Genomic DNA, 25928 nt, shown 5'->3' on the forward strand with positions numbered 1-25928 from the left:
GAAGCTGACAGAAGCCCGGGACATCGCGGTCGCTGCCGCATCCCGCTGCTCCTGGCGGCGGTCATCGCCTCCAGGAGGACGTTGCGCGTGCCAGGGTAACGGGAACGTCACCCACCCCCGTGCGCGGGTCCTGTGCCATCGCTTTCAGTCTCCATGGCCTCCCGCACTCGCTGCTCCTCGCGGGTGGAGCCGACGTCGCGCTCCAGGGGGGTGCGGCTTACGGCTGTCGCAAGGTCCTCCAGAGCACGCTTCTGCAGTTCCGCCTCGCGCCGTAGCGCTGGGCTCCGAGCACCGGCCGTTTCCCACGCCTGGAGTACCTTCTCCACGCGATCCCAATCCGGATTCCTGTGCTCGCGCACGTCGGCTGCCGCCTGCGCCGTGTCCGTTTCCAGGGCCTTGGCGAGTCCCTGCGCCTCAAGAGCGAAGGGGCTGTCGTCCTGCGGGACGTGGTTCTCCATGAGCGTTGTCGCCCTGTCAAACCCTTCGAGCGCCTCCTGTGCCTCCTCCGCCTCACGGGATGTCAGGCCCCTGGGGCGGACCGGTTCCTGCTTTGCCTGGTCGTATGCCTCCTGCCAGGCGGCACGCGCTTTTCTGCTCTCCAGTTGGGCACTGCGCATGTCGGCACGGCGCTCACTGGTCGGTTCAGCGTAGTTGCGGAGCAATGCGGCCGCGTAGCGGCCGTTGGCGGCGAGCCAGTCCGCAAGCCGTCCCGGCAGCCGGGGCGTCTCCCATGCAGGGAATACCGCGTAGGCCAGCATTGCCAGGGCCCCGCCCAGCAGGGTGAGTACCATCCGCTCCGGGACCGTCTGTTCCCATGCCTGGCCGCCCATGCCGAGCAGGAAGACGACGTACGCGGCAGTGAAGCACTGGGAGTAGGCGTAGCCGGTACGGATCAGGGTGTACGACAGGCCCGCCGATACCACCGCCAGCGCACCGAACACATGGGCGTCCGGGCCCAGGGCCCGCACCACTCCGGTGGCGAGCGCGACCCCTACCAGGGTCCCGGCGAGACGGGCGACCGCACGCGCGTACGTCCGGTGGAAGTCCGGACGCATCACCATCACCGAGGCGATGGGCGCCCAGTAGCCGTGACCCAGGGGTAGCCGGGCGGCGATGAGATAGCCGAGCGTGGCTACCGCCGCCAGCCGAACGGCATGCCGGAAGACGGGCGAGTCGTGGCGGAGCTCACGACGGACCGCCCGCACGATGACCGGGATCAGCCGGAATAGGGTCGGTCGCACCAGGAACTGAGCGCCCTCGGCGCCATGTTGCGTGGGCGTCCTTCTGCGCACGTTGCCGCACTCAGCGATCTCCAGCGCCTCACCGAGCAGTCCCGCGAGCCTCTCGGCGGCCTGCCGCGCGGGTCCCTCGAGCACCTCGTGCGCCTCGTCTCCACGCAGGAGGTCCACAGTCCTGGGCGGTACCTCGACGGGGGTGCCGCGGCGGATCGATCGGGCGGCCGCATCCAACACGTCGGCGGCCGCGTCGAGCAGCTCTCGCGCGCGGTCACGCCCAGGTCCCTCTGCTGGGGCGCCGACGTCCGGGTCGGCGAGCGAGGCGATGGCCGGCAGAATGCGCTCGGCAAGTCCTCGCGGGCCGTGGAGGACGGTGGGGCGGGTGCGAGCCTGTGATGGCGTGACGGCGGCCGCGTCCCGGGCTGTCATCAATGGCTCAGGGTCGAACCGGGCGGTCGGGTCGTGCCGGAGCCGGCGGGCGTAGTCCGCCACGGCGGCCAGGGCGTCGGCGAGCGCGTCACGATGCGCCCCCCATCGGCGGATCGGGAACAGCAGGATCAGCAGGGTCTGCGCCACTCCGCCGAGCGCGATGATCCCGGCGTGCTCCAGGGCTCGTCCGACGCTCGTGGGCAGGGTGATGGTCACCAGCATGCTGCCGACCGTCGTCGCAGCGACGATCCCAGCGGTCGATCCGACGGCCCACGCCAGCCCCGCGGCAAAGGTCCACAGGGCCAGCAGCGGAAGGAACGTCACGAGTCGCCCCGCCGCCAGGTAGCCCACCAGGGTACTGAGCGCCAGCCCCGCGCCGGCGCCGAGCGCGATCACCTTGCGTGGGCGCCAGGTGCGCTGGAAGGTGGCCCCACCCGCGGAGAAGGCGCCGAGGGCGGCAGATGCGGCGTACGCAGGGGAGCCCAGCCATAGCGCCGGCCCGATGACGATCGCCACACCGACGGCCGTGCGCAGCGCGAGCAGGGGCTCCAGCCGCGTCTCCTCGATTTTGAGCCCGGCGTGGAGGGCTTCTCTGAAGGCCCGCGGCCACGTCACGGGCGTGAGCCCGGCCGGAAGACCACGCCGGGTCTCGTCGGCCGGATTTTGGTTCGGCCGTCGTGCGAGAGAGCTTCCCGCACGGCCCAAGAACAGGGTGACGGCCGCAGGTGCTGGGACAGGACGCTGCTCCTGCGGACACCTCTGGCCGAAGGTCCGGCAGACGCCGACGAGCCGATGTACTGCTGAACAAACGATCTGCCCTCCGTCAGCCCGGTCACCAAACGCACCATCACGTTCGTCTCATCGCGGCCGCCAAGGAGACGGGCGGGATGAGCCGTACTCCATCGCCATCGGCTCCTGTGCATCTTCATATGGCTAGCCATCGTGGTCGTCCTGAAGCATGTGACGACGTTCCTGTTCGCGCTTGGAGTAGGCGGCTGCTCGGATTGCTTCGTCGCTCTCCAATCCTGATCCCAGCGCGCCGCCCACTGTGGCGGTCGAAGCCACGAACCATGACAACGTCCAGTAGTCCGTGGCGTTCAACGGGGTTCGTGTCATGGAAGCGAACACTTGGTCGTTGAGGATGAACAGCGCCCACGCAAAGTTGATGATCATCAAGCCCACGTAGCAGACGAGTACCCCGATACCCACGGTCACGACGGTCGAGGTGTTGTAGAGAGCCGCCCTCTGCCTCGCCTCCGGCGAGCCCTCCGCTGTTCGATGCCACAGGTTCGCGTCCACGATCAGCCAGCCGATCATGAGCCCGACAGAACCGACCGTGGCGATGACGAGGCGTGGCGTGCTGAGGGACGCGGCCAGGCTCCAGACGGTGGAGTTCACGGTGGCGACGGCTCCCGTGGCGAGTGCGGCCGCCAGGGCTTTCGAAAGGCCCGGCACCAGCCGCCACGGCCGGTTGGCGCGGACCATACCGACGAGCACTTTGAGGTAACCACGCGGCCCGCTGGCGACGTAGCGCAGATCGGCGGCCTCCTCCTCATCGACCGGGCCCGGATGGATAGGTGCGAGACGACCGACGAAGGGCCCCAACGGTGGCTGGCTTCGCGGAGCTCCCTCAGCCCCAGTGGCCCGCGGGCCTGCCAAGCTGAGCACGGCTTCTTCCACTGCCCGCCGGGCCTTTCTCTGCAGCCGCCAGCCACCCAGTGAAGGAAGGGACAGCAGAGCCACCCCGTGTTCGTGACTCAGATCCACAACGAGCTTGCGCCTGTGTGAGTGCAGCGGAAGGTCGGTAAGAGCCACGACGATGTCCCAGTTCTCCGCACTACCGCGGTCTACGATCCGGCGCATCAAGGTGGGCGGGTCCTCGGCCTCTGCGGTGAAGGGCTCACTGACCACCTCGACGTCGAACCGTTGCCCCTGGCCTGACTTGTCGGCGAGCCGATCAGGAAGCATCCGGGCCATGCGCTGAGCGATCTCCGTCGGCGCGTCCGGGTCCGCGAGGAGAATCACGACCCTAACGCCCTGCGACGACACCGGCATGGCTGGACCCTTCTCGTCGGCTGTCCCCGCGACCGCAAGTGCCCACAGGATGCCCCGGGGTGGCGTCGGCGCTGCGATGACACGCTGGCTCCCGCCGGCTGGTGCAGGCGGCACGGCCAGATCTCCTCGTTCTCCCAGTACGGGGCATGCTCCCTCTGCCAAGGTCACGATCACGTGTGTCACCGCGAACACCCGCTCTGGGCCGCTCCCGCCCGCACCGCCGCGCCACCAGCCACCCGTTCGGTGTGTCCAACCCGGAAGGAAGGATCGATCATGCTCACTGCACGTTTGGGCAACGGCACACTCAAGTCAACGATCCCGTGATCCAAAACGAAGCGGCCTGGTAGTACTTCGTTACCTTGAGTGATCTCTCCTGGTGGTCGGCACCTTTGGGGTGTGAAGCTGGGGATGTCGAGCGGCTCCGGGGCGAGTCGCCGTGGGATCCGTTGCCGGTGCGGCGACGGGACGCGCGCGACCCTGCGCCCCGAACCCGGCTGACCAGTCCCTCGCGCCGTTGTCAGGAGCCCGCGAGCCGGGCCGCGAGATAGGCCGCAGTGGCGCTGCGGCGGGCCCTCGCCACCTTGGCCGGCGGCCCCGCCGTCACCACCCGCCCGCCCGCGTCTCCGCCGCCCGGCCCGAGGTCGATGACCCAGTCGGCGGTGACGATCGTGTCCAGGTCGTGCTCGACGAGGACGACCGTGTTGCCCGCGTCGACGAGCCGGTGCAGCTGTCGCAGCAGCAGTGCGACGTCCGAGGGGTGCAGCCCCGCCGTCGGCTCGTCGAGCAGGTAGAGCGCGTGGCCGCGGCGGGCTCGCTGCAGTTCGGTGGCCAGTTTGATGCGTTGCGCCTCACCACCGCTGAGCTCCGTCGCGGGCTGCCCCAGCCGTAGGTACCCCAGTCCCACCTCGCGCAACGTCTCCAGACTGCGGGAGGCGGCCGGGACGGCGGACAGGAACTGGGCGGCGGCGTCGACGGACAGCCCCAGCACTTCCGCGATGTTCTTGCCGCAGTAGGTGACTTCCAGCGTTTCGGCGTTGTACCGGGAGCCCTGGCAGGTTGGGCACGGCGCGTAGGTGCCAGGCAGGAAAAGCAGTTCCACCGCGACGAATCCTTCGCCCTGGCAGGTCTCGCACCGCCCTTCGGGCACGTTGAAGGAGAACCGCCCGGCCGAGTAACCGCGCGCCCTGGCCTCGTCCGTCGCCGCGTACAGCTTGCGCACCGCATCGAACATCCCCGTGTACGTGGCCAGGTTGGACCGGGGGGTTCGGCCGATGGGCCGTTGATCGACCCGGACCAGCCGGTCGAACGACTCGACCCCCGACGCGTCCTGGACGTCGACCTCCAGCTGCGCCTCGTCGGGCTCCTCGGGTACGAGTCCGAGGTGGCCGCGGACGACCTCCGCGAGCACCTGCGTCACCAGCGTCGACTTTCCCGAACCGGACACGCCCGTCACCGCCGTCAGTACGCACAGCGGTACGTCGACGGACACGTCGTGCAGATTGTGGCGGGAGACGCCGCTCAGGTGCAGCCAGCCGTGCGGTGTGCGCGGGCGGTGATCGAGCGGCTTGGCGCGCCCGAAGAAGTACTGGCTCGTGGCCGACTCCCTCACCCGCTCAAGACCGGCGACCGGGCCGCTGTACAGCACGCGCCCGCCGCCCTCGCCCGCGCCGGGGCCGATGTCGACCACCCAGTCCGCCCGCCGTACGACGTCCATGTCGTGCTCCACGACGAACAGCGAGTTGCCCGCCGCCTTGAGGCGGTCCAGCACGTCCAGCAGCGGTTCCGCGTCAGCCGGGTGCAGGCCCGCGGAGGGTTCGTCGAGGACGTAGACGACGCCGAACAGCCCCGAGCGCAGCTGAGTGGCGATCCGCAGGCGCTGCGCCTCGCCCGGCGACAGGGTCGTCGAGCGGCGCCCGAGGCTGAGATATCCGAGGCCCAGGTCGAGCAGTACGTCGACCCGCGCGACCAGATCGCCGCAGATCCGGACCGCGACCTCGGTCGTCTCCCCGGATCGGGCGGTCGACGTGGTGGCGTCTGCCTCGGACCGCCCCGCGACGGGACGCAGCAGCGCCACGACCTCGGTGAGCGGCATCGCGTTGATCTCGGCGATGGAACGTCCGGCGAAGGTCACGGCGAGCGCCTCGGGCCGCAGTCCGCTGCCGTGACACTCCGGGCAGGGCACACTCCTGACGAACCGGAGCGCCCGTTCGCGCATCTTCTCGCTCTTGGAGTCGGCGAGGACGTGCATGACGTGCTTGCGGGCGCTCCAGAACTTGCCCTGGTAGCCGTAGTCGACGCGGTCCTCCTCCGGCTCGATGTACACGGAGGGCTGCTCGTCCGTGTACAGCAGCCAGTCCCGGTCCCTCTTCCTGAGCCTGCGCCACGGTCGGTCGATGTCGATGCCCAGGCCGCTCACGACACTGCGAAGGTTGGCGCCCTGCCACGCGCCCGGCCAAGCGGCGACCGCCCCCTCGCGGATGCTCAGCGAGGGGTCCGGGACGAGCAGGTCCTCGGCGACGTCGTGGACGACGCCCAGTCCATGGCACTCCGGGCAGGCGCCGGCCGCGGTGTTGGGTGAGAACGACTCGGCTCCCAGCCGTGCGGCCCGGGGCGGATAGGTGCCAGCGCGGGAGTACAGCATGCGCAGCAGGTTGGACAGCGTGGTGATGGTGCCGACCGTCGAGCGCGAACTGGGCGACCCGCGTCGCTGCTGCAGGGCCACGGCCGGTGGCAGTCCGGTTATTTCCTGCACGTGCGGTGCACCGACCTGTTGCAACAGCCTTCGGGCGTACGGTGCTACGGACTCGAAGTAGCGCCGCTGGGCCTCGGCGTAGAGCGTGCCGAACGCGAGCGAGGACTTGCCCGAACCGGAGACGCCGGTGAAGGCGACCATCGCGTCCCGCGGAACGTCGACATCGATGTTCCGCAGGTTGTTCTCACTGGCGCCCCGGACATGCACAAAGGGGTCGGTCGCGTCCTTGTTCACCATTCCTGATTACCTGATCGCGCCGGGAACCGCGCGACGGGCGCCGTCACCGGGCCTCGCTCACACGAGCGTCCGGAGTGTCCCGGATCCATTTTCGATACACGACCCAGCTAGGTGCTCGTGTCGTGACGGCAGGTCACATGAGCCCTGCCCGGGTGACGAACACGGCGGGGACGACGAGCGTCCAGCGGGTACGGGCGGCGCGGCAGAGGCCCGGGCCACAGCCACTGGGCCGCGCGACGACAGGGACGGGCGGCCCGGGATTCACTCCGGCTCCGTAAGGCACCCGGCCCGGTGGCTCGTCGCGCGTTCGCCAGGGCGCCCGGCCGGTGCCACACTGGTTGGGTGAGCCCGGCGCGGGCCGGCGCTGACGAGCGGCCGCGACGGGTGCCCTGGAGAAGTGAGCGGATCATCCGCGCCCTGTCGCCGGGAACGGGAGTTGGGGCCGTGGCCGAGTGGTCGGGAAGCGTGGCTCGATATGAAGGCAGTGGTGTACAACGGCCCCCCAGACTGGCGGTGAGAAATCAGTGCCAGGCCCGGACTGGCCCGTCACGGCCGAGGCCCTTCGGGGCCTGCTGTGCGGACCAGGTTGCCGGCCTTTTCCCGGTGCTCGTGCACGAGGCGGATCGCCATGGCACCTTCACCGGTAGCCGAGGCCACTCGTTTGACCGAGCCGCTCCTGACGTCGCCGGCGGCGAAGACCCCGGGAAGGCTGGTCTCCAGCAGCAACGGACCACGGCCGAGCGAGTCCCACCGGGTCGCGTCAGCCGTAGCCAGAGCGTCGGCGCCGGTGAGGATGAAGCCCTTCTCATCCAGGGCGAGCACGCCCCTTAGCCATTCGGTGCGCGGCCGGGCCCCGATGAACACGAAGAGCGCGGCGGCCCGCAGCTTGCGAAGCTCACTATTTGCGTTGTCCTCCACGATCAGCGACTCCAGTTTCTCCTTCCCGGAAACGCCCCGGATTTCGGTGTGGAGCAGTGCCTCGATCTTCGGGTGCCGTTCCACCTGGTCCACCAGGTAACGCGACATGTCCGCGTTGAGGTCGCTGCCCCGGACGAGGAGGTGAACTCTGGACGCGTGATGGGCCAGGAACAGCGCCGCCTGCCCGGCGGAGTTGCCCCCGCCGACCACGGCGACCGGGTCCGCCTCGCAGAGACTGGCCTCGTGCACGGTCGCCGCGTAGTAGACGCTGATGCCTTCCAGGCGGTCGATGCCGGGCACCTCGAGCCTGCGGTACCGGACACCTGAGGCGAGCACCACGGCGTCCGCCCGGACTTGGGGCCCGTCTGTGAAGGTGACTACGTACTCGTCGTCCTGCTGGATGAGCCTGTTGACCTGGGCCGGCACCATGAGGCGGGCACCGAATTTGTGGGCCTGGAGCACCGCGCGTTCGATGAGCTCTCCTCCGGAGATGCCCGATGGGAAGCCGAGGTAGTTCTCGATGCGGGACGAGGTGCCTGCCTGGCCTCCGGTGGCCACGGCGTCGACGGAAATGGTGGTGAGGCCGTCGGAGGCGCCGTATACGGCTGCGGCGAGTCCCGCGGGGCCCGCGCCGACCACCATCACGTCGCACTGGGCGGCCTTCGGCGTGGGGGCGGGCAGCCCGATGAGCCTGGCGAGTTCGGCGTTGCTCGGATTGCGCAGCACCCGCTCGCCCTTCCAGAGGACCACCGGAGTTTCCTCGGGGCGGATGGAGAACCGACGCAGCAGCGCCTCAGCCTCCTTGTCCCTTTCCAGATCCAGCCAGCGGTGGGGCAGCCGGTTGCGCGCAGCGAACTCACGCAGCCGCAACGTGTCCCGCGAGTAGCACGATCCCAGGATGCGGAAGCCTGCGCCGAGGCCGATGAGCAGATACCGTCGGCCCAGATAAGCGCGGAGGATCAGGTCGCCGAGTACGGGGTCGCGGCCGACCAAGGTGCGTTGGCGCTCCACCGGTACCGCCAGGATCTCGCCTGCCTCACGCACCACGGCGGTGTCAAACGCTGCCTGCCCCTCCAGCATCCCCAGCTCCCCCAGGAACCTGCCGGGTCCGTGTACCGCCACCGTGCGCTCCTCCGGCCCGCCGTGGTCCTGAAGGATTTCGACGGTCCCGCTGAGGATGGCGAGGAACTCCCGGAACGGCTCGCCCTCCCGGTACAGCACCTCACCTTCCGTGGTCCTGCGGCGCTCACCGTGCGCGGTCAGGTCCTGAAGCTGTTCCGGTGTAAGGCGCGGGAACGCCCCGTATCGGTCCGGCGTCTCGCGGACCGCACCATTCTTATGCTGGGCAGTACTCATCAGACCAAAGCCTCGTGGACGTAGCACCAGCGCCAGTCCTCTCCCGGTTGGAAGGACTGCACGACGGGGTGCTCGGCGCTGCCCGCGTGTCGTCGGGCGTGTTTGAGGGGTGAGGAGTCGCAGCAGCCGACGTGCCCGCAGGTGAGGCAGAGCCGCAGGTGCACCCACGGGGAATGCTCCCTGAGGCACTCCTCGCAGCCCTGCGGGGTACGCGGCGTCACTGGCCGCACCATTGCCAGGTGCGGGTCCGGAATCGTGGCCATGACGTTCTCCTCTCGTGGCTGGTTGTTCGGCCGAGGTCCCCGCGATGGTCTCCAGTCCGGTTGCAGGCGCTCACGCAGAAGTCCCAGGCCAGGACGGTCTGCCCAGCGGCTACGGCATTACGGCGGCCAGCGAGTTGGGCAGGCCGGACTTGAGGTGATCCCACTCGCCTTCGCTGACGTAGCGCTTCAGAGCCTCCAGCACCGTGCGCACGACCGTTTCGATGCCGCCGTCGACCGCGTAGGGAAAGTCGTCCCTGACGCGCTGGAAAAAGTCCTCGCCGCTGAGTTTCACCGGTGTCTCCGACGGCTTCCATCCGTCGTAGTAGACGCCGCGGATCAGAGTCGGAAGCTGCGCCCCCAGGTGCGCCGCACCGCCGACGGAGAGGCGATCCCGTAGCCGGTGCAGGACGGCGCGCAAAGCGGCGTACGACTGCTTCCGGCGTTCCTTGGGCCAGCCGTTGGCTTCCTCGATATCCCTGAGGAGCCGATTGGCTTTGTCCACCATGGTATCGAAGGAGGAGAATGTCGTTTCACTCATTTCATGGCTCCTTTCCTACCGGAGAGCTGGGCGATGACGGGCCGTCATCCGACGGCCCCATGAGGCCCGGGTCGGGTCGGACATACAGCTCGGTATCGTGCGGTTCCGGGGAGCCCTTGTGGTGGCCGGGGGCTATGCTGACTCACCGCCCCGCGGTGGTCTGCCGGCCTTCCAGGGCCTGTTCGACCCACTGACGCAGGACGTGCGCCGGTGCCGCACCGGCCTGTCGGGCGACGGTCTCGCCTTGGTCTTGAACGAGCAGCGTGGGCACTGCTTGGACGTCGAACCGCCGGCTGACTCCTGGGTTCTTGTCGATGTCGACTTTGACGAGCTTGATCCGTCCGGCGAGGTCGCGGGCGACCTGTTCGAGGGCGGGGCTGACCATGCGGCAGGGGCCGCACCAGGTGGCCCAGAGGTCGACGACGACAGGTTGGACGGCGTTGTCGGCGACTTCGGTAAAATCGTTGTCACCCGCGTCGACGACCCAGGGCAGCGGCTGCTTGCAGTGGCCGCATTTGGGGCGTCCCTCGGCGGCAACAGGAATGCGGTTGTCGCGCCCGCAGTGCGGGCAGGCCACCGTCGTTGTACGGGTGGTGTTCACGCTGCCCTCGCTTCCCGGGCCTCTTCCTGCTGGTCGTAGGTGACCACCAGCTCTCCGTGTTCGGCGTCGACGCGGACCGTCGCGCCGTCCTGGACGTCGCCGCGCAGAAGGGCACGCCCGACCAGCGTCTCGACCTCGTGGGAGATGTATCGCCGCAGCGGCCGGGCCCCGTACACCGGGTCGTAGCCCTGGTGGGAGATCAGCTCTCGGGCCGCATCGGTGAGTTCTACGTTGATGCGACGTTCCGCGAGCCGCTGACGCAGTTCGTCGAACTGCAGCTCCACGATTCGTTCGATCTGCCGCTCACCCAGCGGCTTGAACAGCACGATGTCATCGACGCGGTTGAGGAACTCCGGACGGAAGTGCCCGCGCAGCTCACCCATCACCAGGGCGCGGGCGTCAGGCTTGATCTCACCCTCGGCGGTGGCGCCGTCGAGGAGGTGCTCGGAGCCGATGTTGGACGTCATGATGATCACGGTGTTGCGGAAGTTGACGGTGCGGCCCTGAGCATCGGTGATGCGGCCGTCATCGAGGATTTGCAGCAGGGTGTTGAAGACGTCGCTGTGTGCCTTCTCGATCTCGTCGAACAGCACAACCGAGTACGGCTTGCGGCGTACGGCCTCGGTGAGCTGGCCGCCTTCCTCGTAGCCCACGTATCCGGGTGGTGCGCCCATGAGCCTGCTGACGGTGTGCCGCTCCTGGTACTCACTCATGTCGAGGCGGACCATGTTCTCCTCGGAGTCGAACAGCGCCCGGGCGAGAGTCTTGGTCAGCTCGGTCTTACCGACGCCGGTGGGGCCGAGGAAGATGAAGGAACCGATGGGGCGGCGAGGGTCGCGGATGCCGGAGCGGGCGCGGATGATTGCGTCGGCGACGAGCTTGACCGCCTCGTCCTGGCCGACGACACGCTCGCGAAGGATCTCGTCGAGGCGCAGCAGCTTGTCGCGTTCACCCTCCTGCAGGCGGGCGACCGGGATGCCGGTCCAGGCGGCGACGATCTCTGCGATCTCCTCTTCGGTGACCACCTCGCGCAGCAACCGGTTCTGTCCCTGCCTGGTGGCCAGCTGCTCCTCCTCCGCTGCGAGTCGGCGCTCCAGGTCCTGGAGGCGGCCATATCGGAGTTCGGCGGCGCGGTTGAGGTCGTAGGCGCGTTCGGCCTCTTCCGCCTCGTGGCGGACCTGCTCCAGTTCCTGTCGCAGTTCCTGCACACGCCGGATCGCCTGCCGTTCGGCCTCCCACTGGGCGTGTTTGGCGTCGGCTTCACCGCGCAGGTCGGCCAGTTCCTTGCGCAGCTCCTCCAGGCGGGTTCTGCTGGCGGGGTCCGTCTCCTTGGAGAGGGCGGCTTCCTCGATCTCCAGACGGGTGACGCGGCGGGTGATCTCGTCGAGTTCGGCAGGCATGGAGTCGATCTCGGTACGCAGCCGGGCGCATGCCTCGTCGACGAGGTCGATGGCCTTGTCGGGCAGGAATCGATCGGTGATGTAGCGATGGCTGAGGGTGGCGGCGGAGACCAGCGCGGTGTCCTGGATCTTGACGCCGTGGAAGACCTCCAGGCGCTCACGCAGTCCACGCAGGATGGAGATGGCGTCCTCGAGGCTGGGCTCGTCGACCAGGACCTGCTGGAATCGTCGTTCGAGCGCGGCGTCCTTTTCGATGTGTTTGCGGTACTCGTCGAGGGTGGTGGCGCCGATCATGTGGAGTTCGCCGCGGGCAAGCATCGGCTTGAGCATGTTCCCCGCGTCCATGGCCCCTTCGGCGGCGCCCGCACCGACAACGGTGTGCAGTTCGTCGACGAAGAGCAAGATGCCGCCTTGCGCAGCCTTGACCTCGCTGAGCACGGCCTTGAGGCGTTCCTCGAACTCACCTCGGTATTTGGCACCGGCGACCAAGGAACCCATGTCGAGGGCGAAAACGATCTTGTCGCGAAGGCCCTCAGGGACGTCGCCGCGGACGATGCGCTGGGCGAGGCCCTCGACGATGGCGGTCTTGCCGACACCGGGGTCGCCGATGAGGACCGGGTTGTTCTTGGACTTGCGGCTCAGGATCTGGGTGACGCGGCGAATCTCGGCGTCCCGGCCGATGACCGGGTCCAGCCTGCCTTCCTTGGCCTCGGCGACGAGATCGCGGCCGTACTTCTCCAGAGCCTCGTAGGCCACCTCGGGATTGGCGGAGGTGACGCGCTGATTGCCGCGGACCTGGGTGAGCGCGCCCAGGAACGAGTCCCTCGTGATCCCTGCCTGGTTGAGCAGACGTCCGGCGGCTGTTGATGTCCCCTCTTCAGCCAGGGCGAGCAGGAGGTGCTCCACGGACACGTACTCGTCCTTGAGGCGTTTGGCCTCCCGTTCAGCGGCGTCGAGCAGGCCGGCGAGGCGCTGAGTGACGAAGACCTGGCCTGGTGCCGCACCGGGGCCGGTGACCTTCGGGCGGCGGGAGAGTTCCTCGCGCACGGCCGCGCGCAGTTCCTTCGGCTCGGCTCCGGCCTGTTGCAGCAGCCGTGGGATCAGACCGTCCTCTTGATCGAGGAGTGCGAGCAGCAGGTGTTCTCCGTCCACTTCGGTCTGCCCCATGCGGCCGGTCGCGGTCTGGGCCTCCTGGAGGGCTTCCTGGGATTTCTGTGTGAGACGGTTCATGTCCATGGGGGTGTATCACTCCTCGTGCCGCGGCCACGCAGGGCGGTTTCGAGCAGGCTGATGCGGTCGAGCAGGTCGAGCACCAGGCCGATGGATGCGTAATTGAGGCAGAGTCCGGAGCGCAGCCGCTGGATGCGGGCAAGTACCGCTGGGGCGTCGCGGTCGAAAACCAGGTGGCCGACGGCATCGCGTTCGGCGTCGACCAGCCCGAGGGCGACGAACCGGCGGACCAGATCAGGATGGAGACCCGATCGACGGGCCACGGCCTCCAGGGAAAGTCTCGGGGCGGGAACGAGCGCATACCGGGCAGCCGTCGAGGCGGTGGCGACGTGGGTGACGGGCTGTACCGGACGGTCGCCTGCACCGGACCGGCCGATGCCTGCCGCTCCCGTGGGTCGGTCGTTCATCGCGTCCTCCTGGGGTCGAACGAGGAGGTCGCGGCGAGCTCCTCGAACAGTTCACGCTCCCGGTCGCCAAGCGCGGGTGGCACCATGACGCGGAGTTCGGCGTACAGGTCGCCGTTCGCACCGCGCGGGTTCGGCATGCCCTCGCCGCGCAGCCGCAGCCTACGGCCGCTGGACGAGCCGGCAGGCACTGTGACCTTGGCTGTGCCACCGCCGGGGGTGGGCACCGGCACGGTCGCACCCAGGGCCGCCTCCCAGGGGGTGACCGGGACCTGCACGTGGACATCACGGCCGTCCAGCCTGAACTGAGGATGGGACTGAATCCTCACCCGCAGGTGCAGGTCGCCCGCGGGGGCGGAACCACTGCCTCGCCCGCCCTCTCCCGCCAGACGGATGCGCTGTCCGTCGGTGACGCCCGGCGGGACGTCGACCTCGTAGCGCCGCGGCTGACCGGTGGGTCCGGCGAGTGTGACGGTACGGCGGCCGCCCTTGTACGCCTCCTCGATGGTGAGCGGCAGTTCGGCCTCCTGGTCGGCTCCCGGTACGCCTGCGGAGCCGGCGCCTGCGCCGAAGAGCGAGCCGAGCAGGTCCTCTATGTCCACATCCTCGGCTGAGAAGTCATCGCCGAAGCCGGTGGTGTACCGGACGCGGGGGCCGCCCGCGCCTGCGGTCTGCCGGGTACGGAATCCGCCGCCCGCTCCGGCCGCGACCCGGTCGTCGAAGTCTTCGGGGATCTTGCGGAAGTCTTCGCCGAAGCGGTCGTAGCGTGCCCGGGTCTTCGGGTCGGACAGGACGCTGTATGCCTCGTTGAGGTCCTTGAAGCGTTCCTCCGCCGCCGGGTCCTTGTTGACGTCGGGATGGTGTTTGCGGGCGAGCTTGCGGTATGCCTGCTGGATCTCGTCCTGGCTCGCGGTCCGCGATACTCCCAGCACTTCGTAGAGGTCCCGTGCCATGACAGATCACTCCCGCTTCGCGACAGTCACGGTGGCGGGCCTGAGCTGCCGATCGCCGTCGCCGTAGCCCGGGCGCAGCACCTGCACGACGGTGCCCGGCTCGACGTCGGGGTCATCGACGACGCTGACCACCTCGTGGCGGGCCGGGTCGAAGGCCACGCCGGTCTCCGCGTGCCGCGGGTAGCCGAGCAGTTCGAGGACGTTCACCGCCTGGTCGCGGACTGCCCGGATGCCTTCCACGATCGCATCCGAATCGGCGTCGGCGTGGGACAGGGCGAGTTCGAGGTTGTCGAGGATGGGCAGGAAGGCAGCAGCGGTACGGGAACGCTCGACCGTCCGCTCCCGCTCCAGTTCCCTTGCGTGACGCTTGCGCAGGTTGTCGAGGTCGGCGAGCGCGCGCCGCCAGCGGTCCTCCAGTTCCTGCATCGCGGCCGTGTGCTCCTCCGCGGGTGCAGGGCTCACGGCGTCGGGTCCCGTTTCGTCGTTTGTCGTTTGCGGCCGGGGAGGCGGCCCGGACTGACGCGACTCCTCGCGCGGAGGGCGTACGGCGCCTTCCGGGGCCGGTTCCACCGACGTGGCCCGGTCGGGTTCTTGGGGGTGGCAGGACATGGCGGCCTCAACCCTTGTCGAACTCGGCGTCTATGACATCGTCGTCACCGTTGCCACCACTCGGGGGAGCGCCGGTTGCGGCGTCCTGGCCCGGGCCTCCCGTGGCGGTGGCACCCTGCTGGGCAGCCAGTCCGGCGAGGACCTGCTGGAGTTCGGAGGCCAGTGGCCGCGCACGCTCCACGCCTGCCTCTTCCTTGACCGCGGCCCGGGCATCGGAGACGAGCATCTCGGCGCGTGCCTTCTCGTGCGCGGGGGCTGCGTCGCCCAGTTCGGCGAGGCGCTTCTCGACCTGGTACGCGACGGCGTCGAGCTCGTTGCGTGCGTCTACGGCCTCGCGGAGCTCTCGGTCCTGGCCCTGGTTACGCTCGGCCTCCTGGACCATGCGCTCGACCTCACTGCGGTCCAGGTTGGAGCTTTCGCTGATGGTGATGCCCTGTTCCTTGCCGGTGTCCCCGTCGCGCGCCTTGACATTGAGGATGCCGTTGGCGTCGATGTCGAAGGTGACCTCGATCTGGGGTTCCCCTCGCGGCGCCGGCCGGATGTCGGTGAGCTGGAACCGGCCGAGCACCCGGTTGTCGGCAGCACGCTCGCGCTCACCCTGGAGGACCACCACATCGACGGCCGGCTGGTTGTCCTCGGCGGTGGAGAACGTCTCGGTACGCCGCACCGGGATGGTGGTGTTCCGCTCGATGATCTTCGTCATGACTCCGCCGCGCGTCTCGAGGCCCAGCGACAGGGGTGTTACATCGAGCAGCAGGACGTCCTTGACCTCGCCCTTGAGCACCCCGGCCTGGATCGCGGCGCCCAGGGCCACGACTTCGTCGGGGTTGACGCTCATGTTGGGGTCCTTGCCGCCGGTCAGTCGGCGGACCAGGGCCTGGACCGCTGGTATGCGTGTGGAGCCGCCTACGAGGATGACCTCGTCGATGTCGCTCTCACCGACCTTGGCGTCGGCCATTGCCTGCTGGACCGGCTCCAGGCACCGTTCCACGAGGTCGCCGGTGATCTGCTCGAATGTGGACCGCATGACGGAGTCGGTGAGGTGTTTGGGGCCCGAGGCGTCGGCGGTGATGAACGGCAGGCTGACCTGCGTCTGCGTCACAGAACTGAGCTCGGTCTTGGCCTTCTCCGCCGCCTCGAACAGTCGTTGCAGCGCCTGCGGGTCATTCCGCAGGTCGATGCCGTTCTCCTTCTGGAAGCCGTCTGCGAGATGGTCCACCAGACGCCGGTCGAAGTCGTCGCCGCCCAGGTGGCTGTCCCCGGCGGTGGAGCGCACCTCCACCACGCCGTCGCCGACATCGAGGATGCTCACGTCGAAGGTGCCGCCGCCCAGGTCGAAGACGAGGACGGTCTCGTGCTGCTTCTTGTCCATGCCGTACGCGAGAGCGGCCGCCGTCGGCTCGTTGATGATCCGCAGCACCTCCAGACCCGCGATCCGACCGGCATCCTTGGTGGCGGTGCGCTGGGCGTCGTTGAAGTAGGCGGGCACCGTGATGACCGCCTCCGTGACGCGCTCCCCCATCTGCTTGGAGGCGTCGTCGGCGAGTTTGCGCAGCACCTGTGCGCTGATCTCCTCAGGCGCGTACAGCTTGTCGCGCACCTCGAAGCGGGCCGCCCCGCCGTCGCCCTCGACGACGTCGTACGCCACCGCTTTCGCCTCGTCGGAAATCTCGTCGAAGTGCCGGCCTATGAATCGCTTGGCCGAGTAGATGGTGCCCTTGGGGTTGAGGATCGCCTGGCGCCGGGCCATCTGGCCCACCAGGCGCTCCCCGGTGTCGGTGAAGGCCACCACGGACGGTGTCGTCCGGTTGCCCTCGGTGTTGGGCACAACGGACGGCTCGCCGCCCTCCCACACGGCGATCACCGAGTTGGTGGTACCCAGGTCGATACCCACTGCCCTGGCCATGAGGAACTCCTCCCGGTGCTGCGGCCTGCGCCGACTCTCCGGTTCACTTTCGTTCAGGTACGGATAGGACCTCCGCGAGCCGCCCGCGGCGCGCCAGGTACTGCGTCGCCGCGACCACCTCGTACCGCCTTGGCTTCGTCGAGCGAAGCGAGGCACAACCCCGGCACCCGCCTCAGCACGGCGGGCAAGGGGATGGGCTGAACGGCTCCGTGACCGGCACTCTCAAGATCAGTCAATAAGCGCGGAAAACAAGACTGAGACCATGGGGCCGAGCCGGTTCACAGGCCCGAACAGCCAGAGCGTACGTCTCGTACAAGGCAGCCGACCTGTAATGCTGCTCCGTCGTCGCCCTGCCCCTCGTGCCGACTTACACGCGGAGGACTTCGGACGCATCCCAGCATGGCGAACCGCGTGGTTCCATGCCTGCGCCTGGCCGGCCAGAAATGCACGAGCCCGGTCACCCTACGAGCACTAGAGTGGAAATACGGATATTTCGCACGGGGTGGTTCGTGAGCGGGTGGCCGAAACACCGCTCGTCTCGCCCTCTGAGGGCTCGGGAGTGATCCCATGGCCGGGAGCCGGCCGCACAACCTGTACCGCCGCTCCGACCGGGAGGGCAGTATGTCGCAGGACAGCCCCCGGCGGACCTCCGCAGCCGCGCGCGGAGAGACCCAGCCTCCTGCCGACCAGGCCCTCCACGAACTCACGGTGCTGTCCTGCACCCTGTTCGGCACCCCGGACGAAAGCGAGATCCTGCGCCTGGCCATGGACCACATAGCCGCCATCGGGCCGTACAGCGCCGAGGCCGGCTACCTCGAAGCGGACGGTGACCTCGTCCCCAGCCCGAGGAACCGGCAGAAGCATGCCTTGGCCATGGACCGGAGGGTGCGGGAGCTGGCCGGACAGGACGGTCCTGTGACCGTACCCGGCAGGCCCTGGGGCCAGGCCCTGGGACTGCGCGGACTTGAGGCACTCCACGGTTACCTCGTAGTGACGTCCCGCTCCCGGCCCACCGAAGCCCAGCGGTCTCTGCTCGCCACACTGGTCCTGCACACCGCTGCTGCACTGTCAGTCGCGGTCGCACACCGCCGCCGACGCGAGGATGCCCTGGAGCTGCACCGGCTCAGGGAGGAACGCGCAGCCCTCCAGCGGCAGCTGATCACCGTCGTAGCTGAGCTGACGTACCAGCGGGCCGTTCACGCACTCATGGTCGATGTTGCCGCTGCGGGCAGCGGCGAGGAAGCCGTCACCCGCGCACTGCACAAGCTGACCGGACTCCCCGCACTGGTCGAGGACCGCTTCGGTCGGCTGAGGTCCTGGGCCGGCCCCAACCGACCCGACCCTTATCCAGAACCGGACCCTGTGCGCCAGGACGAACTGCTGCACGCTGTCGCCCGGGAGGCCGGGCCGGCGCAGATCAAGGACCGGCTGATCACTCTGGTCCGCCCGCACGGCGAGATCCTGGGCATGCTGGCTCTGGTCGATCCCCAGGGCGAGGCAGACGAGCACACCGTGCTCGCTCTGGAACAGGCCGCCACGCCGCTCGCCCTGGGTCTGGCGCACCTGCGCAATCTGGCCGAAGTGGAGCTGAGGCTGCACCGCGAGCTGGCCGACGACCTGCTGGCAGGAACGGACGAGACCAGCGCCTACGCCCGGTCCGAGGCAGTCGGACACGACCTGCACCGAAGCCACTACATCGTCGTGGTGCAGTGGTCGGACCGGACTGCGGACGATTCCTTCGCGCAGATTGTGGGCCGGGTGGCCTCTGCCGTGGGCATGCGCTCACTACTGACCCGGCGTTCCGACCACGTGGTCCTGGTCGCCGACGATAGGCCGCCCGCTCGAGCGCTGTACGATGCGCTCGCCCTGGAGACGGGGACACCGTCCGGGACGATAGGAGTGAGCGCCCCGTGCGACTCTCCGGATGACATCCCCCAGCGCTATCAGGAGGCGCAGCGCGCCCTGGAAGTGCGCCGCCACTCACGCAAGCCGTACGGCATGACGTTCTTCGACGAACTCGGCCTCTATCGCATCCTGGGACCTGGCAACGATTACCAGGAACTGGAGACATTCGTCCACGAGTGGCTCGGGCAACTCATGGATTACGACGCCCGACACCACGCGGCCATGGTGGAGACCCTGGCGCGGTACTTCGACTGCGGCGGCAACTACGACGAGACCGCCGCATCCCTCGCGATCCACCGCAGCACGCTGCGCTACAGGCTCCAGCGCATCCGCGACATCAGCGGCAACGACCTCGCGAACGTCGAGGACCGGCTCAACCTCCAGGTGGCGACCCGAGTGTGGAAGATCGTGCTGGGCGGATCCGGCTGATGCCTCGTACAAGAGTTGGGCAAGCGCATTACCCCGCCCTGGAGTCGGGAGGTCCGCTCCTTCGACCGTGATGTGTGCGTCCGGGCGTCGGATGCAGGCCGGGCCGCGCTCCCGCGGGTCTCGTGACTGCGCAGCAGCGTGTTCGCCCGCTGCCCACTACGCCTGCGCTGTCTGCTGGTTGCGAGAGCGGCAGCAGCGCACGACCCCAGGCTGAGCAACGTTCATAGAACACGTCCCCAAGAGCCGGTACATCGTGGCTGCCGTTTGACCGGCGCTCTCGTCATGCCTGATCCCTTCGAAGCATCGGACATCCCCGCAAGCGTCAGGCCCTGTGTGTGAACTCCGAATGCCGACATGGCGGTGGCGTCGGCCCGCCTCAGCGGTGAGCCAAGAGAGCCCGGGTCTCAACGTTGATCTGCTGAGCCTCTCCGGTGGGGACGACCACGACGGCAACTCGCGCGCCGTGGCTGTGTCAGTTCTCAGGGGAGTCGTTTGTCGGCGCCTTCGGGAGTCGATCTGGCTCCACGGGCGTGATCAATGTCGGTGAGTTTTGATGTCACCCGCGCCATGGCGTTGGCAGGCGATGCCCGTGTGACAGAGTTTTGCGGGTGGGCAATGGGTTCATGAGCTTGATCATCGTTGCGTCGCGAGAACGGTGTTGAGCGGTGGGGGCGTGATCGTCCGGTCGGCGCACGGGTAATCTCCGGTTGTGATCGATTCGCTGTCTCCGCGTGCCGTGGTTGTGCTGCCGGGTGGGTTGGGCGGCCCCTTCGCCCCGCTTCCGTTGTTCGCGACCTCGGCTGCCGAGGCTCGAGGCGCGCAGGTGCATCGTGCGTGGTGGGAAGCACCGGTTGGCCTTCAGCCTTCGGAGCGTGCTGAGTGGGTCGTGCCGCGGGCGACCCCGGTGCTCGACGAGGCGGCAGCCGCTGTTCCCGAAGGATCAGTGTTCGTCGTCGGCAAGTCGTTGGGGAGTGCTGCAGCCTCGCTCGTAGGCGAACGTGGCTTCCCAGCGGTGTGGCTGACCCCGCTCCTCACCGATCCGCAGGTAGTGGCGGGGCTTCGCGCCGCCCGAGCTCCGTTCCTGCTCGTCGGAGGAACCTCGGATGTGTTGTGGGATGGAAGGGTCGCGCGCGAGCTCACGCCTTTCGTGCTCGAAGTCGACAGCGCGGATCACGGGATGGAAGTTCCAGGACCCCTCGCTGCTTCCGCAGTCGTGCTCGGCCAGGTAGCCACGAGAATTGAGCAGTTCCTCGATGAGACCGTATGGCCGCGATCGTGCTGAAGCCCTCCGGCGGTCCGCCACAACGTGTAGGTGGCCTGACCGGTGGCGTCGAGTTCGGCGATGGCGAGAGTGCTGGGCTCGGAGGCGGTCACGCTGCCGGTCAGGTCGACACCGGAGGCGCTGAGGCGGGCACGGAAGAGCGTGCTGAAGACGTCGTTGGAGAAACCTCCCAGGAAGCATGTGGGGGTGCCGAGCCGGGCGAGAGCAACGGCGGTGTTGGCAGGACCGCCACCGGGGCAGGGCATGCAATGACAGCCCGTCCGGATTGGACCGGCCGGAGTCTTTGAAGATGTCGGCGACGCACTCTCCGAGAACGGTGATGCTGCCGGGGGACCCGGATCGGGCCATGGGAACCGTCTGCCTCTCAAGGAGGCGTGAGGCTGTCGCCCCGCGCTATGGGCGCAGCCGAGGCGCGCCGGACGCACGCGACGTGCTGCGAAGGACGTAACTGACCGCATACGTTGCAACTGGGCCCAGACGGAACGGGTCTCTCGGGTGGTACTAATCCGGTGGTTAGGGTTCGTGTGACGAGGAGCTAAGCGTCCCGTCTGTGGCCCGCCGGCACCGCTCCTTGACGGACACCGCCGGATTCCAAGTTCCATGCCTTGACGGCGAAATCACCTCGTCCGGTGCTGGTCGTCCGGGCCTGCAGTCGCCACGGCCCGTCGGCGACCGGATAGAACCTCAAGGTGAGGACCTGCTCCTCGGCCAGATAGATCTCTGCTATCGAGTTGTCCACGATGATGCGCAGTTCGACGGGGGTGCCCGGGCGTGTCGCTGGACACGGGCTGTGTACGAGCCTCCCCACGCTCGCGCGTCCAGTGACGCGTGGGCGCGGTCGACGATGAGCTGTCCCGCTGCAGGGTCGAGGTACTCGGAACCGTCCGCCGAGGTGACCAGGCGCAGCCCGCTCGTACCCGTGGGGTGCCACTGGTGTGGTGGGTCAACCAACGTCCGCTGTCCCCGTCGCCCTCACCCCCACACCCGGCGGCTAGGTGGTGGCAGTGCGCTTGGCACCGCACCGGCCGCACCGGAAGACGGCCTGGTCCCACCCGCGCGCAGGCTTGGCCGGTATTTGCTTGTTCACCTCCGGCGGCCGCTCTTCGAGATCGGCACGGGCCTCACCGCAAGAGGCCGGTTGGAGACACGGCGCGGTGCCCGTCAGCGGGACAGTCATTCCTGCTCCTCCCGGACCGGCGACGCCGGCACGAGCAGGGCGTTGGTGCGCCCCGTCAGGTAGTCGGCGTAATCGTCCACGTCGAAGGACGGGTCGGTGCTGATGTCTGAGGCGCTGCGGGGCCAGTCGGTCAGGTCGGCGAGCTCGCGGGCGCCGCGCAGCGCGTCTTCCTTGGAAGGGAAGGCGGCGAGTGCGAGGCCGGAGTGGTGTCCCAGCCGCCACGGGTTCGCGAGGCCGTCGCCTTCCTCGCGGCAGTGTTCCGGCAATTCGTAGACGGGCAGACCTGGTACCGGCACGACCGACGGCAGGGGGATTGTGGCAGTGGTGCCGACGGTGCGCAGTTCGTATGTGGACTTGGGCAGGGTGACGGGATCGGGGTCGACCTCGGGGTGGGTGAACCGGACCCACAGCCCGAGGGTCCGGGCGTAGCGGATTTCGGAACGGGTGGAATCCCCGATGTAGTTACCGACGAAAGTGCCTGAGTTCGCGAGTACTGAGCACTCGGCGCCCCGAACCTGGGCGTTCGTCGCGTGTCGGTGGCGATCATCGTCGTTCCTCCATCCAGCAGGCGGGGCAAATGTCGCGGCCATCGGCGGGTCCGGTGCCATTAGCTTGTCATTTATCCAGTCGGCGGGGCTTGGTGCCCACCTTGTGATGGGCGGGTCTGGTGTACGTCTTGCCGGTTGCGAGGACCCGTCCCACGTTGTGGCGGGTTGCCGAACGGCTGTTTCTTGAACCGAGTGGGCGGCCGGGGCCAGGTCGGGAGGGTTTGGGCGCACGCGCTGGCGTCGGGGTCTGAGAGTGGAGGTTTCTGAACCCGGTTCAGGCGGGAGGCGTGGTCACCCACGCAGTGTGTCGTCCGGCCTCGGCGGTCCGGGCCGGTTCACCGGCGGTAGCAGTGGCTTAACCGCTCTGTTCTGGTGAGCTGAAACAACCAGCCTGGCCCTGCTGGCCAGGGCTAGAGCACTATCACCGCTGATAGCGGCCTGGCCCTACCCGCAGGGCCGGACCTGGGAGACTAGGGGTCATGACCGACCGTCGACCGCTCTCGCTGCCCGCCTTCTCCGAGCCCGCTTCCGACGCTCCCGTACCCGCCCAGGCGGGTGGGCGCCGGCTGATGCCGGTCGAGCAGGGCGCCGACTTCCGCCAGCCGCCCGGCGAGACCGAGCCCGCACCCGCCCCGGCCAGACGTCCGCTCGCCCCCGGCGGCCTCACCTTCTCAGACCCGGACCGCCATATCTGAGCGCTACCACCACGGGTTGCGCCACGTCCAGGACCAGCTCACCACCTAGCCCCACCGCCCGGTGCGGTGCCAGCGCCTCCACCTGGACAGTGGTCGTAGTCGGCCCGGCTCCCGTCTCGGATACCGTGTTCCTCTACGGGGTGCCATAACGGATGTGACGCCCCCCACCGGAGGTAGTCAGCGTATGAGTTCAAAGCGCAGCAAGAATCCAGCCCTGCCCGTACTTGACGACGCATTCCGACTCGCGTCGGTCAAGGACGCCGATGAGTCCACCCGTGACTTGGCCGCGCGGCTGGCCACCACCGAGCTGCGCCGCGTTTCCCACCCCGGCCGGGTCACCTGGGAGCCCACCGATCAGGCCGAGCCCGTACCGGTCCCGCCGACTGTGGTCGACGGTGACGGGGACCTGTGGCTGCGGGACCGGGGCACTGGCACCTGGACCATGCCCGAGTTCAACCCGAAGGAGTTCCCGGCCCGCTGTGGCGAGGTTTTGACGTGGAACCAGCTTGCCCGCGAGTTCGGCCCGCTTACCGCACTGGCCGACGACCGCCGCATCGGCGGCGGCCGGCGTCGCTGACCGCGCAGCCTTCTGGGATGATCGCGCTCCTGAAGCGCCCGTTACGGGTAGCTGGGAGCTCCAGCTCACCGCCGAGCTCGACGATGGCGGCGAGCAGGTGAGCGTGGTGGTCGGTCACGATGTCTCCATGTTGCAGCCGGATACGTCGTCGCTGTCCGTGGGGTCGGGGTGGAAGAAGCGGGTGTAGCGGAGTCCGGTCTCCGGAGTGATATTGCACACGCGCATAGGTGCTGCGGGTCAGCGCCGGTGACGGCGGCCTCTTCGAGGATTCGGTCCTCGCGAAGTTGCTGGGCGGTGACCGGGAGGCCGCGCAGCAGAGGCTGCATCCAGCCGGTCGTGACCGGGGCGCGGGTGTGCGCGGTCTGCGAGCTGATGAACAGGTGAGGGTTGCGGGTATGTGGCCAGCGCTGGTGCCGGAGGTGGATGTAGCCGACGGCGGCCTGCTGGGTGAAAGCAGCGGTCAAGCCGGTCATCGCTCCGGACCCATCGTGATCGACCACGGCAAGGTGTTCGTCTCCGACACGCTCTCCTCCGCCTGCTCGCGGCTGGGGATCTCCTTGTCGAGGCTCTCGTCGTCAGCAAGAAGATCTCGGCTGAGGACCGCAGTCACCTCGCGGCGTTCCCCGAGATCGTGGTTCTGACGCACCTGATCCTCGACCCGCCCACAACCGCCCTCGACCCCAAAGAGCTCTACCTGTCGACGACCGCCGAGTTGGGCCGACGATTCGCGCGGATCTACACCACCAACGGAACCCAGGACCCCCTCTACCGGAGGTTCTGCCTCTACCGAGTCCGCGACTTCCGCGAAAGCCAAGACGCCTGTGAACCCCGGGCCTGTGCCTGCTCAAACGACCTGGAATCCCAGCAGGTCAACGCCCGTGTGGCCACCTGGCAACTGTCAGGTCACCGAGAGGAGTTGACCTTAACTTAGGTTGAGGTCCTAGGTTGCCCGTATGAACACCACGAACTGCACCCTCCCTGCCGCCGGGTGTCGTTGACATAAGGCATCACGACGCCATCCAGGCTGCGATCGAGGGCCGGTGCAGCGAGGCTGCTGAATTGGCTGCCCTGGGTGAGCGCGAGGAAATCACGGCCCACGGCATCAACTCGGATGAGGCCGTGTCATGGCTCTCCACCCGTGCCCGCGTGGCTGACGTATGCGGAAGCCCTGACCGTGCGGTGCAGCTGCGCGCTACCGTCGCCCGCATGGGCAAAGACGACATGTGGGCTGGGTCTGGGCCAGCCCATGACATCACCCCGACGCCAAACCCCGACCCCCACCACCCCGCAACGGCCGCCGATGATGACCTGACCCCGGCCGACTTCCTGACGGCCATGGACGGTCACCGCCTGCGCGACCCGCAGATGGCGACCGTCCTGTCCGCAGTGAAGGCCACCGTCAAGGGCGGCCTCGGCAAGCTCCGCGAACGCCCCCGCGGCGAAGGCTGGAAACCGGGGGAGCCCTGGCGGGCCCTGTCACGTCCCACCTGGCGCCCCGACATCCGCGCCGCCGTCATCTCCAAGGCCGGCATCAACATGCACCGCAAGATGCTCAAACTCGCCGACGCCACCGACCACTATCCGGTTGCGATCCTCTCCGACTGCGCCGTCTACGCCAGCGACGGCCCCAGCCCCCTGGACTTCCTCCCCTACAAGGACGACAAGCCCCTGCCCGGAGGATTCCGCCTCGGCGTCAGCCCCGGCATGGTCAAGCACGAAGGCACCCAGACCACGCTGTGGGCCGAAAGCGTCCACGAGCAGCACGGCCGGGACGAGAACATCGCCCGGTACGTCAAGGACGGCCACGTCACCCGAACCGACAACGGGGAGTAGGAAGTAACTCATGGGACAGGTCGCTGACGGGCTCGACAAAGCCGTCCACAAAGCCTTCACTCGACCGATCCCCACCTCGGCCGGCGCCCGCATGCGCTACCTCGTGCGACAGCTGAAATCCACCAGAGCCGCAGCCCAGCAGTTGGGCATCAGCCAGCGCACCGTCGAACGCTACGTCAAGAATCAGGTCAAGACGCCGCGCAAGGACCTCGCCGCCCGCTGGAGCGCGAGGTGAAGAAGCGTGGCAGCCCCAGATCCGCGCCCAGGCCAAGGCGGCGTCCGCCGGTGGCATCGTCATCGACACCCGCGCCTGCACGGGCTGCCCCGCGCCGATTGGGTCGACGGACCAGGACCGCATCCGGCACCTGACCGTCGCCCTGCCCCGGTCTACGCAGCCCGCCTCTTCGAGGCCCAGGAGCAGGGTGCCAGCGACGCCCGCCTCCAGGAGATCGCGGCCGAAGCACTCAAGGAGGTCTACTTCCAGGGCGGCGGCGGCCGCCCTGGAAGCCTGGACGAGGTCCGGTTCACGGACATCGAGCACGTCAGAAGGCGCTGGGCCGGGCCATCGGGAGTGTGGGGAGATCTGGCGACTGGTG

At 68.4% G+C, this 25928-nt stretch carries 21 protein-coding genes and 3 pseudogenes; 7 read left to right on the forward strand and 17 right to left on the reverse strand.

The window, feature by feature from the left end:
- Window positions 1-107 precede the first annotated feature (107 nt).
- The 12 genes from ACFWFI_RS21060 to dnaK all read right to left on the reverse strand — a co-directional run bounded on the left by ACFWFI_RS21060 (window position 108) and on the right by dnaK (window position 16886).
- Window positions 108-2279, reverse strand: a complete 2172-nt coding sequence (locus ACFWFI_RS21060; RefSeq protein ID WP_387392381.1) for an FUSC family protein — start codon at window positions 2277-2279, stop codon at window positions 108-110.
- 318 nt (window positions 2280-2597) lie between these two features.
- Window positions 2598-3719 carry a hypothetical protein gene (locus ACFWFI_RS21065; RefSeq protein ID WP_387392384.1) on the reverse strand — a complete coding sequence of 374 codons (1122 nt, stop codon included), beginning with the start codon at window positions 3717-3719 and terminating at the stop codon, window positions 2598-2600.
- Between the two features lie 517 nt (window positions 3720-4236).
- A complete protein-coding gene (gene uvrA / locus ACFWFI_RS21070; protein WP_387392387.1) occupies window positions 4237-6708 on the reverse strand; it encodes an excinuclease ABC subunit UvrA in 2472 nt (823 codons plus the stop codon).
- A 546-nt stretch (window positions 6709-7254) separates the two neighbouring features.
- Window positions 7255-8982: an FAD-dependent oxidoreductase gene (locus ACFWFI_RS21075; RefSeq protein WP_387392390.1), complete on the reverse strand. Its 1728-nt coding sequence runs from the start codon at window positions 8980-8982 to the stop codon at window positions 7255-7257.
- On the reverse strand, window positions 8982-9245 hold the full coding sequence (locus ACFWFI_RS21080; protein ID WP_383278451.1) for a UBP-type zinc finger domain-containing protein: 264 nt from the start codon (window positions 9243-9245) through the stop codon (window positions 8982-8984). The genes ACFWFI_RS21075 and ACFWFI_RS21080 overlap by 1 nt, the downstream gene beginning before the upstream one ends.
- 109 nt (window positions 9246-9354) lie before the next feature.
- The gene (locus ACFWFI_RS21085) at window positions 9355-9783 is read right to left on the reverse strand and encodes a DUF2267 domain-containing protein (protein WP_387392393.1); all 429 of its coding nucleotides are present in this window, start codon (window positions 9781-9783) and stop codon (window positions 9355-9357) included.
- A gap of 142 nt (window positions 9784-9925) precedes the next feature.
- A complete protein-coding gene (trxA, locus tag ACFWFI_RS21090; protein ID WP_387392396.1) occupies window positions 9926-10384 on the reverse strand; it encodes a thioredoxin in 459 nt (152 codons plus the stop codon).
- Window positions 10381-13020, reverse strand: coding sequence for an ATP-dependent chaperone ClpB (gene clpB, locus ACFWFI_RS21095; protein WP_387392399.1), 2640 nt, complete (start codon window positions 13018-13020; stop codon window positions 10381-10383). The genes trxA and clpB overlap by 4 nt, the downstream gene beginning before the upstream one ends.
- Window positions 13011-13421 (reverse strand): chaperone modulator CbpM, encoded by a 411-nt coding sequence (locus ACFWFI_RS21100; RefSeq protein WP_387392402.1) that lies wholly within the window; start codon window positions 13419-13421, stop codon window positions 13011-13013. Before ACFWFI_RS21100 ends, clpB begins: the two co-directional genes overlap by 10 nt.
- Window positions 13418-14371: a DnaJ C-terminal domain-containing protein gene (locus tag ACFWFI_RS21105; RefSeq protein ID WP_387392405.1), complete on the reverse strand. Its 954-nt coding sequence runs from the start codon at window positions 14369-14371 to the stop codon at window positions 13418-13420. The genes ACFWFI_RS21100 and ACFWFI_RS21105 overlap by 4 nt, the downstream gene beginning before the upstream one ends.
- 6 nt (window positions 14372-14377) lie before the next feature.
- A complete protein-coding gene (locus tag ACFWFI_RS21110) occupies window positions 14378-14980 on the reverse strand; it encodes a nucleotide exchange factor GrpE (protein WP_387392407.1) in 603 nt (200 codons plus the stop codon).
- A gap of 7 nt (window positions 14981-14987) precedes the next feature.
- On the reverse strand, window positions 14988-16886 hold the full coding sequence (dnaK, locus tag ACFWFI_RS21115; protein WP_387392410.1) for a molecular chaperone DnaK: 1899 nt from the start codon (window positions 16884-16886) through the stop codon (window positions 14988-14990).
- 567 nt (window positions 16887-17453) lie between these two features.
- Here dnaK and ACFWFI_RS21120 point away from each other — a divergent pair.
- On the forward strand, window positions 17454-19220 hold the full coding sequence (locus ACFWFI_RS21120; RefSeq protein WP_387392413.1) for a PucR family transcriptional regulator: 1767 nt from the start codon (window positions 17454-17456) through the stop codon (window positions 19218-19220).
- 709 nt (window positions 19221-19929) lie between these two features.
- Entirely contained in the window at window positions 19930-20502 is a 573-nt protein-coding gene (locus ACFWFI_RS21125; RefSeq protein WP_387392416.1) for an alpha/beta hydrolase family protein, read from the forward strand.
- Window positions 20503-20525: 23 nt separating this feature from the next.
- On the opposite strand, the pseudogene ACFWFI_RS21130 reads toward ACFWFI_RS21125, so the two are convergent.
- From ACFWFI_RS21130 to ACFWFI_RS21145, 4 genes and pseudogenes are all read right to left on the reverse strand, one after another.
- A pseudogene (locus ACFWFI_RS21130) lies at window positions 20526-20850 on the reverse strand (PfkB family carbohydrate kinase); the annotation flags it as partial.
- 187 nt (window positions 20851-21037) lie between these two features.
- Window positions 21038-21433 (reverse strand): GH32 C-terminal domain-containing protein, encoded by a 396-nt coding sequence (locus ACFWFI_RS21135; protein ID WP_387392419.1) that lies wholly within the window; start codon window positions 21431-21433, stop codon window positions 21038-21040.
- Window positions 21434-21493: 60 nt separating this feature from the next.
- A complete protein-coding gene (locus ACFWFI_RS21140) occupies window positions 21494-21679 on the reverse strand; it encodes a hypothetical protein (protein WP_387392422.1) in 186 nt (61 codons plus the stop codon).
- Entirely contained in the window at window positions 21676-22269 is a 594-nt protein-coding gene (locus ACFWFI_RS21145; RefSeq protein WP_387392434.1) for a hypothetical protein, read from the reverse strand. Before ACFWFI_RS21145 ends, ACFWFI_RS21140 begins: the two co-directional genes overlap by 4 nt.
- A 437-nt stretch (window positions 22270-22706) precedes the next feature.
- On the opposite strand from ACFWFI_RS21145, the gene ACFWFI_RS21150 reads away from it, so the two are divergent.
- Both ACFWFI_RS21150 and ACFWFI_RS21155 read left to right on the forward strand, forming a co-directional pair.
- Entirely contained in the window at window positions 22707-22922 is a 216-nt protein-coding gene (locus ACFWFI_RS21150) for a hypothetical protein (protein ID WP_008736052.1), read from the forward strand.
- 184 nt (window positions 22923-23106) lie between these two features.
- Window positions 23107-23499, forward strand: coding sequence for a hypothetical protein (locus tag ACFWFI_RS21155; RefSeq protein WP_387392425.1), 393 nt, complete (start codon window positions 23107-23109; stop codon window positions 23497-23499).
- Window positions 23500-23968: 469 nt separating this feature from the next.
- Here the strand turns inward: ACFWFI_RS21155 and ACFWFI_RS21160 are convergent, their stop codons facing one another.
- Window positions 23969-24145, reverse strand: coding sequence for a hypothetical protein (locus ACFWFI_RS21160; RefSeq protein ID WP_387392428.1), 177 nt, complete (start codon window positions 24143-24145; stop codon window positions 23969-23971).
- Between ACFWFI_RS21160 and ACFWFI_RS21165 the strand changes: the two genes are divergently transcribed.
- The 3 genes and pseudogenes from ACFWFI_RS21165 to tpg all read left to right on the forward strand — a co-directional run.
- A complete protein-coding gene (locus ACFWFI_RS21165) occupies window positions 24131-24430 on the forward strand; it encodes a hypothetical protein (protein ID WP_387392431.1) in 300 nt (99 codons plus the stop codon). The genes ACFWFI_RS21160 and ACFWFI_RS21165 overlap by 15 nt on opposite strands.
- Window positions 24431-24786: 356 nt before the next feature.
- Window positions 24787-25332, forward strand: a pseudogene (locus ACFWFI_RS21170) (transcriptional regulator); the annotation flags it as partial.
- A gap of 10 nt (window positions 25333-25342) precedes the next feature.
- Window positions 25343-25928 (forward strand): annotated as a pseudogene (gene tpg, locus ACFWFI_RS21175) (telomere-protecting terminal protein Tpg); the annotation flags it as partial.

The sequence above is a fragment of the Streptomyces sp. NPDC060209 genome (assembly GCF_042728155.1).
Classification (GTDB): Bacteria; Actinomycetota; Actinomycetes; order Streptomycetales; family Streptomycetaceae; genus Streptomyces.